This is a genomic window from Nocardia sp. NBC_00565, from assembly GCF_036345915.1.
Lineage (GTDB): Bacteria > Actinomycetota > Actinomycetes > Mycobacteriales > Mycobacteriaceae > Nocardia.
Map to the genome: position 1 here is coordinate 4649033 of NZ_CP107785.1, position 13409 is coordinate 4662441.

The 13409-nt window shown below is 66.1% G+C and carries 11 protein-coding genes; 3 read left to right on the forward strand and 8 right to left on the reverse strand.

All coding sequences use genetic code 11. From position 1 onward, the window contains the following. Positions 1 to 111: 111 nt before the first annotated feature. Positions 112 to 789, reverse strand: coding sequence for an isopentenyl transferase family protein (locus OG874_RS22135; RefSeq protein ID WP_330257024.1), 678 nt, complete (start codon positions 787 to 789; stop codon positions 112 to 114). A gap of 2 nt (positions 790 to 791) precedes the next feature. Next, positions 792 to 1010, reverse strand: coding sequence for a hypothetical protein (locus OG874_RS22140; RefSeq protein ID WP_330257025.1), 219 nt, complete (start codon positions 1008 to 1010; stop codon positions 792 to 794). 203 nt (positions 1011 to 1213) lie between these two features. On the opposite strand from OG874_RS22140, the gene OG874_RS22145 reads away from it, so the two are divergent. Continuing rightward, entirely contained in the window at positions 1214 to 1717 is a 504-nt protein-coding gene (locus tag OG874_RS22145; protein WP_330257026.1) for a pentapeptide repeat-containing protein, read from the forward strand. Positions 1718 to 1771: 54 nt separating this feature from the next. Here OG874_RS22145 and OG874_RS22150 read toward each other — a convergent pair whose 3' ends face one another. Both OG874_RS22150 and OG874_RS22155 read right to left on the reverse strand, forming a co-directional pair. Next, positions 1772 to 2188 (reverse strand): hypothetical protein, encoded by a 417-nt coding sequence (locus OG874_RS22150; RefSeq protein WP_330257027.1) that lies wholly within the window; start codon positions 2186 to 2188, stop codon positions 1772 to 1774. A 376-nt stretch (positions 2189 to 2564) separates the two neighbouring features. After that, the gene (locus tag OG874_RS22155; RefSeq protein WP_330257028.1) at positions 2565 to 5360 is read right to left on the reverse strand and encodes a helix-turn-helix transcriptional regulator; all 2796 of its coding nucleotides are present in this window, start codon (positions 5358 to 5360) and stop codon (positions 2565 to 2567) included. Between the two features lie 212 nt (positions 5361 to 5572). On the opposite strand from OG874_RS22155, the gene OG874_RS22160 reads away from it, so the two are divergent. After that, a complete protein-coding gene (locus OG874_RS22160) occupies positions 5573 to 6778 on the forward strand; it encodes a phosphotransferase (protein WP_330257029.1) in 1206 nt (401 codons plus the stop codon). Positions 6779 to 6892: 114 nt separating this feature from the next. On the opposite strand, the gene OG874_RS22165 is transcribed toward OG874_RS22160, so the two are convergent. Next, entirely contained in the window at positions 6893 to 9487 is a 2595-nt protein-coding gene (locus OG874_RS22165) for an AAA family ATPase (protein ID WP_330257030.1), read from the reverse strand. 346 nt (positions 9488 to 9833) lie between these two features. Between OG874_RS22165 and OG874_RS22170 the strand changes: the two genes are divergently transcribed. Beyond that, positions 9834 to 10538, forward strand: a complete 705-nt coding sequence (locus tag OG874_RS22170; protein ID WP_330257031.1) for a response regulator transcription factor — start codon at positions 9834 to 9836, stop codon at positions 10536 to 10538. Here OG874_RS22170 and OG874_RS22175 read toward each other — a convergent pair. From OG874_RS22175 to OG874_RS22185, 3 genes are all read right to left on the reverse strand, one after another. Then, positions 10495 to 11985, reverse strand: coding sequence for an MFS transporter (locus OG874_RS22175; protein WP_330257032.1), 1491 nt, complete (start codon positions 11983 to 11985; stop codon positions 10495 to 10497). The two genes, OG874_RS22170 and OG874_RS22175, sit on opposite strands and share 44 nt — an antisense overlap. Next, on the reverse strand, positions 11982 to 12962 hold the full coding sequence (gene egtD / locus OG874_RS22180; protein ID WP_330257033.1) for an L-histidine N(alpha)-methyltransferase: 981 nt from the start codon (positions 12960 to 12962) through the stop codon (positions 11982 to 11984). The genes OG874_RS22175 and egtD overlap by 4 nt, the downstream gene beginning before the upstream one ends. Before the next feature lie 89 nt (positions 12963 to 13051). Next, a complete protein-coding gene (locus tag OG874_RS22185) occupies positions 13052 to 13408 on the reverse strand; it encodes a tail fiber domain-containing protein (protein ID WP_330257034.1) in 357 nt (118 codons plus the stop codon). Position 13409 lies beyond the last annotated feature (1 nt).

Below are 13409 nucleotides of genomic sequence, written 5' to 3' on the forward strand. Positions count from 1 at the left end.
TCGGTGGATCGGAGGCTAACTTAGGGCCTGACGTACTTCAGGGAGCTGGTCTTGTTGTCGAACGCGGGCTACGGGGACCGAGCTGCGGAATATGGCGCCGTTGGTGAGCCCTCAGTGCAATCCCAATTCGTGCAGAGCTTTCATCTGCAGCTGCGCGTATCGCGAATGCGACGCAACGATTCGATCGACGAGTACGGCTGTCTCGCTGGGTGAGAGATCGAATTCAGACGGCTGCCGATCGTTTTCCGCGCACCAGTCCAGCACCGCATCGAAACCGCAGATCGACGCAATGAACTCCCGTCGATCGACGTGCTGCCAAGCCTTGACGAGTTCATCGAGCAACGATGGCCGCGCCGCAAGCATCGCAACCACCCGACGCCTGACCCTGGCGAGGTAGGCGGGCGAGTTCGGTTGCGCGAGTTTGACTTCGACACTCATCTGCCACCCGAGTTGCTCCGCACGCTCGGCAACGAGCCGACAGAGCGAGATCGAACCGCCTTCCATGATCACCAACGGATGAGTCCGCACCAGCCCGCTCGTCGTTCGCACCAGCTCCGAGAACGCGCTTTCGGCACCCAGCTCCCCGAGGGACAATGTTCGATCGTCAAGATAGATTCGCCGGGTCCCAGCCAGCTCCCCGGCGGTCGGGCGGCCGCTGACCACAGCCAAATCTCGAAAACACTGGAAACGATCCAGAACCACGACTGGGGCTCCGGTGACGTGGGCCAGTCGAACCGAGGCAGCAGTCTTACCCGTCCCGGTGGGACCGAGGATCAGATCGACTTGCAATGCTATCCGCTTACCATCAAACGGCTGTGCACCGGGTCCATCTCGCGATAGCGGGCGTACACCGAATACGGATCCAACAGAGTCGCAATATCGTGCGGATCGAAACGAGTCACCGCGTCGCCAGCAGTACTTGGCATTTTCTCGTCGGCGCTCACTGCTTCGACGCGCTCGACGGCCCTGACCACGGGCATCGGTGGACCTTTGGTCTTGCTTCCGACCATCAGCGTATATCCATGTGAGCGTTCTTTTCATCGCGGTTATGAGGTGTCGGCAACGTCATGGGCCCGAATACGGTGAACGTTAAGGCATTGCCACAGGCGGGAACATCCGTCGGGTCGTACGGAAATATCCGTACCGGACGGTGCCATAGCGATAAATCTGCCGACCACGACGGTAAATGTCGAAGTCGGCAGATCACTCTCAGTTGACTACCCCTGTCGACCGCATCCGCGTCCTGGAAACCTGCGCCGTCTACCTACGCCAGCACGCGGGCGCAGATTCACGCCCGGATCCCGAAGAGCAGCCACCGGCCGATATCGCCGCAACCCTGGCCGCTATCCGTCGACACAAATACTCTGCAGACGAGCCGCCGCTGAACCTGTCCCGTATTCGAATCCCACGGGCGAACTCGACCGGCGCGCGCCTGACCGGCGCGGATCTCGCACATACCGAACTGACCGCCGCAACCCTGCGCGGCGCGACACTGACCACCGCCGACCTCACCAACTGCATCCTCGAGCGGGCCGATCTCACCGCGACCGATCTCACTCGGGCCAGGCTGACCGGCGCGCGCCTGACCGAAACCGAACTGACCGGTGCCGCACTGACCGACGCCGATTTGCGTGGCGCCGATCTGCGCGGCAGCATCGGTCTCACCGCCGAACAGCTTCAGCGAGCCCACACCGACGCGCGCACCCAACTGCCGTGATGGCATGGACTCAGTCGTGGACCGCCTCGGACACCGGCGAGAGGCCGAGCGACACTACAACTTCCGTACGGCGCGCCGCACGGCGTCGACAGTGCTCTCCGGTGAAGTGTTGAAACAGAACACTATTCCAGGCGCAGCCGCGCTCAACACGTTGACGATTCGCTCGAACAGCAAGGTGTGCTCGGGGATCATCCGGATCGCTCCCCCGATCATCGCCACGGCAACCGGCCCGTCGGCCAAGCGCGCGCGAATCTCGCGTTCGGCGTCCTCGGGCGCGGCGCCCACCAAGCAGGACACCGCGTCGAGTCCGGCCGCACGCATCGCGGCGTTCCCGGCTTCGATGCGCGCGAGCAGCTTCGGCTCGTCGAGGTCCGGAAACTGGCTGTAGTCAAGGGATTTCGGGTGCAGCCCGATTGTCAGAATGCGACGCGCCGCCGGTGACGCCTCGAGGACCGAGTCTTCGTGAACCATGCCAGCACACTCCTTGACGCCGAGCTCCATTTACATTTGTTTACAAAGCTACTTTGAAAACAAATATTTAGTCAAGAGATCGACCACGGCGAGCCGTGTCACCGCAGGCAGAAGCGACTTTCGGGGCAAAGTTCCCAATCGTGGCGACACATTAACGTGGTGTTCGTGTTGCGGGACGACGGCGGCGCTCTCGGCCGGATCCGCCGTCCTGTCCCAGAGCAATATCGTCCGACGGTTGCGCTGGTCGATTCGCTGTTGCTTGATGCCGAACGACTGGCGGCAAGGACACGGAGTCTCCTCGCCGCCGCATCAGCCCGTAACTCAGCCGATGCGCTGGGGATCGAGGGCTGCGAACAGGGCGACGACCGGATCAGTATTACGCGATCGCCGTGGCGATCTCACGGCGCGAGTGCAGTCCTAGCTTCGCCAGGATGTTGGAGACGTGGGATTGAATCGTCCGGCGGGACAGGAACATCTGGTCCGCGATGTCGGAGTTCGAGTGGCCTTCGGCCACCAAGGCGGCGACCTTCAATTCGGTGTCGGTCAAAGCGGACCGGCCGGATTTGGGGCGGTTGCGCGGTCCGCGGACACCACGTCGAATGCCGTAGGGCCGCATGCGCGCTACCGTTCGCGCAATATCCCAGGACGCACCGAGACCGGTGTAGAGATCGATGGCGGCGTCCAGGGCACGGCGGGCGGTGGCGCTGTTGCCATCGGCGGCGAACAACGCGGCGGCGTTCTCATAGGACTGCGCCTCGTTGAACGGCCGACCGGCCTGCCGGAACGCAGCGGCGGCGGTGAGCAGGGCGGCTGGTTCGCGGTCGGCGAGGCCGCGGCACAGCAGTGCGACACCGGTTCTGGCGGCGGTCGGCTGGCGCGCCGCCAGCTCGTCCGCGTCCACCACCACCGAGCGCGCCGCATCCTTGTCCCCGACAGCGGCGGCCAGCCGGGCGATATCGGGGAAGATGCAGTACAACGTGGGCGCGGTCAACCCGTCGGCGAGCCGCTGCTGGGCGTCCACGAGCAGGTCCAGCGCCCCGCGCGGATCGCCGCGGGTCTCGAGCAGCAGCGCCTTCACCCACGGATAGAACTGGGCGTACCCACTGCTGCCCAGTTGGTCGTTCGGTGCGGGAATGGCGTCCGGATCGGGCAGAAAGGTGCCGCGGTGGATGCCGATCAGCGCGGCCAGGCTGTGCAGGACCGGGGTGTAACCGAAGACATCGGGCATGGCCATCGCCGAGGTGCATTCGGCCATCGCGTCATCCCAGCGACCGTCCAACCAGTACAACCGCGCCGTCGCGACCACGTTCGGAGCCAGGAACACACCGTGGATCCGCCGGTTGTGTCCGATGGCTTGGCGCAGGGCGGCCTCGGCATCGGCGAACCGATCCAGCTCGATCAAGCAGTGGGCGTAGAGCACATACGGATCGAATTGGTCCGAGCCGAAACCGTTTTCGAAGACGGCCAGGATGCGGCTGCTCAACTCCAAAGCCTCGTCGAGATAGCCTCGGGTGTAGCGCACGGCCCCCAGCGCCATGAGTCCGTATCCGGTGGCGAGCGGGTTCGCGGTGGTCTCCCCCAGCCGCAATGCCTGCTCGGCCGCCGCCTCCGCGGCATCGAGGCGGCCGAGGAAGAAGTTGTCCAGTCCGACCAGACCGTGGAAGCGGCCCGCGTCCTCGATCGCGAGATCCGCGATGGCCAGCGCCGTTTCGGCCTCGCTCACCGCGTGCTGCAATCGTCCCTGGGCATGGCAGGTCTGCGTCAGCAGCCACCGCAGTTCGACCTCATCGCGGTAGGCCGGTCGGTTCCGCAGCGCTGTTCGGACAATGGCTTCCGCCTCGGTCGGGCGGCCGTTCCACAGCAGTGCCTGGACCTGCAACCGCACCAGCGCCGGGCGTATCGCACTGTCGAGATTCGGGGTCCTCGCCGCTCGGTTCAACAGCTTCACCGCGATCTCCGGCGCGCGCACGATCAGCTTGTCGGCCACCGCCACCAACCAGTCGAGAGTGGTTGTGTCCAGCTCGTTCTCATCCGCCAGCAGGTAGTAGCCGATCCGCTCGATGGGCGCGTCGGTCGCCAGCAGGATCTGTCCGGCCCGGCGCAGTAGCCCGGCGCGCAGCGAGGCGGGTAATTGTTCGGCCAGCACTTGGCGGATCAGATCGTGCCGGAAGACCAGTTCGGAGTCGGCGCGCGACAGCAGCCCACCGTCGGTCGCCTCGGTGACCGCACTCCAGACTTCCAGGATTGGGCTGTCCAGGACCGCCGCCAGTTCGGCGACGTGCACAGTCGGTCCCAGCGTGGCGGCCATCGGCAGGATATGCCGTGTCGGGCGGGACAGGAATGCCAGCCGCTGGGTGATCGCCTGCGCCAGGGAGACGGGCAGAGCGCTGTCGAGCGCCGCCGGGTCGGCGGTGTCGGCCACGATCGTGATGGCGTCCTCGCGCATCAGAGCGTCCACCAATTCCTTGATGTACAGCGGATTTCCGCCCGCGCCGACCACCTTGTGCATCAGGCCGGGCCCCGGTGCGGCACCGACCAGCTGACGCACCAACAGCTCGGCCGCCGAATCGGGCAGTGCGTCGAGCCGGATCGAGGTGGCACGGCGTTCGGCGAGTTCGGCCGACAACGCGGCGAACGCCTTGTCCCGTGGCAGCGGACGCGCCGCGAGCAACAGCAGCAGCGGTAGATCGTCCAGGACGGTGCAGAGCCGGTGCAGCACCGACACGCTCTGGCGATCCGCCCAGTGGACATCGTCGATGATCAACGCCACCGGACCGGCCGCGCACCAGGTGTCGACCAAATCGAGGATCGCCTCGGTGATCGCGAACTCGTGTGACGCCGCGCCATCGCCGGCGCGGTCCCCATTGCGCAGCAGCGCACGCACCGGGTCCGATCGCTTATCGGCAGTACCGCGGTCGATATCCAACCAGGAGCAGACCGCCGCGAATGGCACATCCTGCTGCAGTTCCTTCGCGGCACCCAGGCGCACCCGTAGACCATCGGCCGCGTATCGAGCCGCGACCGCATCGAGCAGCGCGGTCTTGCCGATACCCGGCTCACCCTCGACGAGCAGTACTGTCACCTGACCCGCGACGGCCTTGCGTCCGAGCGACACCGCCCGCTCGACCTCGGCATCACGACCGACGAGCACCGAAGCGAGCGAGTCCTGCACGAAGGGCATCCTAAGCGCACGCGCACGGGCCCGGCGAACGCTCCCAGTCGGAAATAAGCACGGTATTCGCCGGACCGATGCGGATATTCCGGTTCTGAATGACGGATGTTCGCGCCGCCCCCCTGCCCTAGCATCCGGATTGCCGCAGCTCGACGCCGGAAAACAGGTCGGGCACAACGCGTTCGAATGCCGTCCGAGCAGAGGAGATCCCGTTGGAGCCGCAGGCGACCGCTCGCCGTCCCGCGCTAGCGATAGTGCGGGGAATCACTCGCATCGGCGGTCATGTCGCCAGGGAGGCGGTGGTGCGCCCGCGGGCTGTCGAGGCGACCGACGTACCGGTGATCGGTCGGGAGGTGACCGCGGACTGGCTCACCGCGGTGTTGTGCGCGGGCCATCCCGGTGCCGCCGTGCAGACCTTCGCCAGCGAGACCGCGAGCACCGGCACCTCGACCCGCTGGAAGCTGAACGTCACCTACAACGAAGCCGGCCGCGTCGCCGGTCTGCCGGAAAACCTGTTCGCGAAGACGACCGCGGACTTCAAACAGCGGCTCACCCTGGACCTGGCCGGAATACTCGCCGGTGAGCCCGGATTCTTCAAACACCTGCGGCCCGAACTGGATATCGAGGCGCCGCGCGGCTTCCACAGCGCCGTCGATGAGCGCTCCGGGCGGTCGATCTCGTTGCTCGAGGATATCGTCAGCACCAAGGGCGCGAGCTTCTGCACGCCGGCGACACCGATCGGGCGGGCGCAGACCGAGGATCTGCTGCGCACCATGGCGACCTGGCACGCGCGCTACTGGGACGACCAAGACCTCGAGCGGCATCGCTGGCTGAAACCGCCGCGAGCGCACTTCGCCAATCTCGACCGGCTGATCGGAATGTCCAAACGGTCCCAGGTCGGGGCCAGGCGAGCGGCGACGGTGCTGCCGGACATACTTCCCGCCCAACACGATCGGCTGTATCGCGCGCTGGAGCGTTCGCTCGAGATCGCCAGCACCGGCCCGCAGACCTTCCTGCACGGTGATAGCCATATCGGCAACACCTACATCACCGCCGCCGGTCGCATGGGATTCACCGACTGGCAGGTCGTGCTGCGTGGCAGTTGGGCCTACGACTTCGCCTATGTGGTCAGCTCGGGTCTCGCGGTGGCCGACCGCCGGGCCTGGGAGCGCGACCTGTTGACCGGCTACCTCGAGCGCCTCGCGGCCTGCGGCGCACCGGCACCCGATTTCGATACCGCGTGGCTGGCCTACCGCCAGCAGGCGTTGTATCCGTATTTCATCTGGCTGTCGACCATCGGCCACAGCGCCATCCAGCCGAAGTATCAGCCCGACGAGATCTCGCTCGGCATCATCGAGCGCACCGCGATGACCGTACTCGACCTCGAAGCCGCGCAGGCGGTCGAGGAAGCCCGATGAGTCACGGGGCCGGGCCCAGCTGACGCGCAGCGTCGGAAACCGTTGCCGCACCTTCGAATACACCGCGACGATAGCCGGACCGTGCGCTGCCGATCGGCACCGGCGGCGGTCGGCTCAGGATCGTCGCGGCCGCGTTCTGCGTTGGCTCGGATCCTCCGGTCGACCTGCGGCTGCCTGCGCTACCTCAGCTCGCCGGTCAGCGGGCACGAACGTGGCGATGTCGGCTCGCGAATTGATCATCAACTTCTGGAAGATCGCGACCATCTGAGCGTCCACCGTTTTGAACGAACTGCCTCGGCGGGCGGCGATCGCGCTATTGGTCCAGCCTGCCGCGGCGAGCGTGGCCACCTCCTGCTCGGCAACCGACAGCTCCGGCCATGGCGACGGACGGCTGCGCCGGACCGGGTGATCCACCGCTACCTTGTCCAACGACAGCGTGCCCGATGCCAGCCGAGCCACCTCGCTGTGCTCGGGTCGCAGCATCGAGCCCTCACGCTCGCTCGCGGCAAAACCCTCGTCCCCGAGCACATCGCGCGCGATGTCGATCGCCTTGGCGGTTTCGATAGCGAACGGACCCAGGTTCGCGATATCCACCCCGAGTCGCTGCCGTAGCGCGGCCGCCCCACCGCTGAGCTGGGCGATTTCGGCGGCCCACGCCAGCACTCGATCCGCGCCGTTCGCGGACTTCGCCTCCTCGACCATCCGAGCAAGGGTCCAGGTCCGGATGTGCACCGCCCAGACCTCACCCCACTTGTCACGCATCGACAGTTGACTCGCCAGCGCAGTGCGCCCCACCGCCAATGCCTGCTTCGTATCACCATGTTTGGTCAACGCGATCGCCCATGCCAATTCGGCCCAGGATTTCACCCACGGCGCCCCCGATGCGGTGGCATTGTCCAGATGACGGCGCGCGATATCCAGGGCTTGGACCGCGGTGCCCAAGAAGCCGGCGGCCAGCGCCTCGAACAATGCACCCATCACCGCACCACCGAGATCGCCTTGGGCGGTGAACTTCTCGCGCGCGACACCCAACACTGTCACCGCACGCGCGTCACACCCCACCAGCAACAGCTCGCACCCGCGCGTGAATTCCACCGCTGCGGGCAGATCGAGATCGCGCACGGGATCGGCGCGCCAATCGGCGACTTCGGGGTCCTCGACACAGGCGGCGACGCAGGCATCGAGCATGCGCCCGGCATCCTCGTGCACGCCCTGACACATGCTGATCCAGCCGAGCAACGCCATCGCCGAAACCTGCAGCTCCACCGGTTCCGGATCGAGCAGACGAGTGGCCTGGAGGGTCCGCTCGGCCCAGCGGCGGGATTCGCGCAGCGAACCTCGGAAGAACGGAACGCGCAGGGCGATCAGGCCCATCGCGATCTCCAGACCGACCGCCGCTTCCCCGGGCGTAGCAAGACTGCTGTCGATGGCGCAGAGCAGGTTGTCCCACTCCGCGCACGCCCAGTTCAGCATGTCCTGCTCCGCCGGGCCGAACCATTCGGCTCGAGCTCGGTTCACCTTGTCCCGGTAGTAGCGACGATGCCGCGATGTCAGCCGCGCCCATTCCGCGCCCGCCGAACGCTCGCGCAGTCGCTGTGCGGCGAATACCCGGAAACTCTCCAACAGTGAGTACCGAACTTCGGTCGCGCTCCGGTGTACCGAAACCAGAGACTGATCCACTAGGCGCTCGAGCAGACCCGCGACTTCCTCAGGCGCGATCCGTACTCGCCCATCGTTCGCATCGTCGTCGAAATCGGCGCAGACCCCCTCGATCGCCTCCCGCTCGGCTCCTACCTCCAACACGGACGCCCGGTCCTCGTCATCGGGTTCGATGTCATAGCCCGCGGCGAATACCGACATCCGCTCGAAGAGCAGCCGTTCCTTGTCCGCACAGAGATCGAACGACCACGCGATGACATCGCGGATGCCCTGATGCCGCGCATCGGCGCCGACGCGGGGACCGTGCGACCACTGCAACCGTCGATCGGTCATTTCCCCGTTGAGATCACGCAAGATCATCGGTAGCGGTTGGCGCAGTAGCCGTGCGGCGGCCAGGCGAATGTAGAGCGGATGGTTGTGCACATGTCGGCAGATCGAATCCGCCAGCGCGAGTTGGTTATCCGCGACGGCATAACCCGTCAGTTCCGCCCGTTTGCGAAATAGTGTCAGCGCCTGGTCCCGAGGCAACGATCCGACGGCGACCAGTCGTTCGTCCACCCATCCGATCGCCTCGCGGCTGGTCGCCAGCACCGTGAGACCGGGCACTTCGTCGAGCAGTTCGGCGATCAATCGGCCTGCCCCGTCCAGGACGTGCTCGCAATTGTCCATCACCAAAACGGTCTGCAACGTGCGGCCGACCGCGTCGGAGCGGGTGAGTGTGTCGACCAGCGCGGCCCATGCCGATCGACCGGAGAAGTCGGCGTCGACGATCGCCTGCGCGAGTTCGTCCTCGACCGCCGTCGCGTCGGCGCCCTTGGCCAGTCGAGCCAGCCGCACCCAATAGACCCTCGCCCGCCGAGCCTTGTGGTACCGGTGGGCAGCCTCGGTGGCAAGGCGAGTCTTTCCGATCCCACCCGAACCGATCAACGTGATCAGGCGCGTCGAATCCAGCAGCAGCGTCGCGATCTTTGCCAGCTCTCGTTCGCGACCGACGAAATCACTGGTAGCCGCCGGCGGCGCAGCACTGCCCGAGGACCGTCGCACAGACACATTCACGCACAGTAGTCGCCGAGGCGCGCGCTAGCGCGTCGACTATCGCGGCAGGTGGACAAGATCATAGGTAGCCGCCGGACATCGGGTAGCGCCACCGGCTACCGACGTAGGGCACTACGCCGAATCAGCCAGCGACGGCGCCGAAACCACCCTGCGCTAGCGGATCGCAGCCGTCCCCGATGCAGCTGGTCTACCTATCGAACAATCCTGATTGTCATCGAACCGGATCCCCTCGCATCGGTGCGGATGTTCACGTCCGGCGTGACGGATGTTCCTCGCGGGCCCATCCCATAGCGTCCGGACTACCGCAGTTCTCGCCAGGAAAGTCATGGAGGTGTTGGCTATGCGTCTGATCGTGGTCGACGACGACAGTGCCGTGGACCCCCTGGTGAGGGCGCTCGGATCGCGTGGGCATCAGGTGGATCGCAGACGCCGCGGCGCGGACCTGCTGACCACCCATCATCGCTATCACGCGGTCATCCTCGACCTCGATCTGCCGGATATGCCGGGCATGCAGGTGCTGCGCAAGTTACGCGAGGTCAGCGTGATGCCGGTGGTGATCCACACCGCGGATGACGAAGAGCGCTCCGTCGTGCGCGCGTTGCGTAGCGGAGCCGACGACTATGTGGTGAAACCGTCGGGGATCGGCGAGCTGACGGCCCGGCTCGACGCGATCACCCGTCGTATCCCCTTGACCGCCCGCATTCCGACGACGACGGTCGTCACTGGGGATGTTCGAGTGGATCTACTGGCCGGCGAGGTCGAGGTGGCGGGTCGGCCGGTGCGGCTGACCCGGTTGGAATTCGAGCTGTTGCGGGTGCTGGTCGAGCACCCGGGCACGGCGGTGAGTCGTCAGCAATTGATGGACCGTGTCTGGGGCGACGCGTTCGTCGCGGTGTCGCACGCCCTGTATGTGCACATCACCGCGTTGCGGATCAAGTTGGACCGCCCCGGGCTGATCGCCAATGTTCGCGGTTACGGCTATCGCTGGGGTCCGGATCCGGCTAAAGCTGAACAGGCCCCGCTGCCGGAGCTGCTGCGGGCGTGATGGCGGCCGCGCCACGCCATCGGGGCATGAGAGCGGCGGCGATGGCGGCACCGAGCAGGAACAGGGCGGCGCAGATCCACAGGGCCGCACGGAAACCGGTGTCGAAGGCGACGGTGTCGGTGAGTGGGCGACCGGATATCCCGACCACACCGGGCAGGGCGGCGACGGCGAGCAGTTGAGCGGTGCGGGCGACCGCATTGTTCACGCCGGAGGCCAGCCCGGCCGCGGTGGGCGGTACCGCGGCGAATACCGCCGTAGTCAGCGGGGCCACGAAAACGGCCAGGCCGATGCCGAAAACGATTGTCCCTGGCAGCACTTCGCTGACGTAGGGCGCGTGTCCGTCGATCCGCGTCAGCAGCACCGATCCGACCGCGATCAGCAGCGGCCCCACCGTCATCGGGATCCGAGCACCGTGGCGCTGCGCCCAGTGCCCGGCCCATGACGACGACACCAGCATGATCGCGGTGATCGGCACCATCGCCAGCCCCGCCTGCAGCGGCGAATAACCGGCGACCAACTGCAACTGCAGCGGCAGTAGGAAGTACACCCCGCCCAACGCGGCGTACACCGTGGAGGTCACCAGATTCGCGGCGGTGAATACGCGCCCGTCGGCAGTGCTCGTCCCGCCCGCACCCGGCGGAAACGCCCCTGTGAACAGCGACGGCGGTACCAGCGGACGATCGCCGCGCACCTGCAGGATCACGAATACCCCCAACAGCGCCATGCCGAGGAGCGTCATCCACATCCGGGCACCGATGAGCCCGTAGGTCAGCGCTGCCAAGCCGGCCACGACGGCCGCCACACCGGACAGATCCGGCCGGCGCACCCGCGAATCCCATGACTCCGGAAGGTATTTCGCCGACACGATGGCGACGACGACCGCCAACGCCATATCGATGAGGAAAACCGAACGCCACCCCGCCGTCTGGACCACCCACCCTCCGACAATCGGCCCGGCCGCCTCGGCGAAACCGCCGAGACCCGCCCACCACCCGATCGCCGCACCCTGATCACGACGGTTGAGCAGCGTCGAGATCAACGCCAGGCTGCCCGGTGTGACGAGAGCCGCCGCAATACCCTGCAGCGCCCGCGCCGCGACCAGCGTCTCGAGCGTGGGCGCGAGAGCGCACAACAACGACGCCGCCGCGAAACCCGCACTCCCCCAGACGAATACCCGGCGACGGCCGAACCGATCGGCCAATGCCCCACCCACCAGGAGCAACGACGCCAAGGCCAGCGTGTACCCGGTCATCACCCACTGCAGGTCCGCCATATCCCCACCGAAGCTAGACCCGATCCGCGGCATCGCGATAGTGACCACCGACGCGTCGAACGACATCGCGCCGGACCCGAGTACCGCGGCGGCGACCACCCACCGCCCGGTCGTCGAACGCAATCGGGGTAATTCCGCGCGGGCCGCTCCGGTCGGGACAATGAGATCGCTCATCGACGGGCGGCAAGTACCAGCGCGAACCGATCATCGGGATCGGTCCACGAATGTTGTACTCCCAGCCGCGCCGCATCGAGTTCGGCGTGCAATCCCGCCAGCCGGAACTTCGCCGAGATCTCGGTGCGCAACTGCTCACCGGCGGTGAAGTCGACGACGAGATCCAGATCCGCGATGGTGACCGACATATCCGCCGTCGCCTCGAGCCGCATCTCGATCCACTCGTGCTCGGCATCCCACACCGCGATATGCGCGAACCGGTCGGGCTCGAAGTCCGCACCGAGTCGATTGTTCAACACGCGCAAGATGTTCCGGTTGAACTCCGCCGTCACACCCGCCGCGTCGTCGTACGCCGGAACCATCACGGCGGGATCGGTGACCAATCCGACGCCCAACAGCAGCTGTTCACCCGGCTCCAGCCCGTCGTGGACGCACCGGAAGAACTCGGACCGCTCCGCGGGCGTCAGATTGCCGATCGTGCCACCGAGCAGCACGATGATCCGCCGTCCACCGCGCGGCAGTCCGGGCAGCATGCTGGTGAAATCGCTGACCACCCCGTGTACCGCGAGCGCGGGAAATTCCGCGTTGATCCATTCGGCCGCGGCACGTAACGCCGATTCGGAAACATCCTGTGGCAGATAGGACTTCAACGATCCATGAGTGCTCAACGCGGTCAACAGCAGCCGCGTCTTCTCCGAGGAGCCCGACCCGAGTTCGATCAGTTCCCCGGCCTCGGCCGCCGCGGCCGCGATCGCATCCGCACAGTGCCGCAACAGCGTTCGCTCGGTACGAGTCGGGTAATACTCGGGCAATTCGGTGATCGCCTCGAACAGTTTGCTGCCCCGCGCATCGTAGAACCACTTGGACGGCAACCACTTCCGCGGCCCGGTCAGTCCGCGCAGTACGTCGGCACGCAGTGCGTCGGAAAGGTCTTCTTCAGTGAGTTGAACATCGACGATGTGCGTAATCTCGGCCATGGGGTGTCCTTTGGAAAGACCACGCGAAATATTCGCCAACGCCCCGTTACGAGGCGGCGAATACCCTGGGTCGAGAACGATATGAATGACTATGGGGTGCCGGGTGTTTCACTGCGGAGCCGGTCGATTTCCGCGCGCAATTCGACGATCTGCCTTTGCAGGGCCTGAATGCACACCAACGCGACTCCGTTGGCATCGACGTTGTAGATCTGCTTGTCGCTGTCGCCGAGGCCGAAGGCGGCCCGCCAGTCCTGGGCCATCGGGCCGAGATGGCGTACATCCGCCGGCTCCCACTCGTACCGCCAGGTGCTGATCGGCAACTTCATGACCTCGGCGAGGACGTTATAGCCGTTGACCACGCTGTCGTGCTCGGATTCTTGCCACAGACCGGATCGGATCCGCGGGGCCGACGTGCGGCGACGCCGAGCCCAACGGAAGCCGAACACT

Coding starts and splice junctions, on each gene's coding strand:
- OG874_RS22140 (WP_330257025.1), bottom strand. CDS start 1,010: ATGGTCGGAAGCAAGACCAAAGGTCCACCGATGCCCGTGGTCAGGGCC.
- OG874_RS22150 (WP_330257027.1), bottom strand. CDS start 2,188: ATGGTTCACGAAGACTCGGTCCTCGAGGCGTCACCGGCGGCGCGTCGC.
- OG874_RS22170 (WP_330257031.1), top strand. CDS start 9,834: ATGCGTCTGATCGTGGTCGACGACGACAGTGCCGTGGACCCCCTGGTG.
- OG874_RS22175 (WP_330257032.1), bottom strand. CDS start 11,985: ATGAGCGATCTCATTGTCCCGACCGGAGCGGCCCGCGCGGAATTACCC.
- egtD (WP_330257033.1), bottom strand. CDS start 12,962: ATGGCCGAGATTACGCACATCGTCGATGTTCAACTCACTGAAGAAGAC.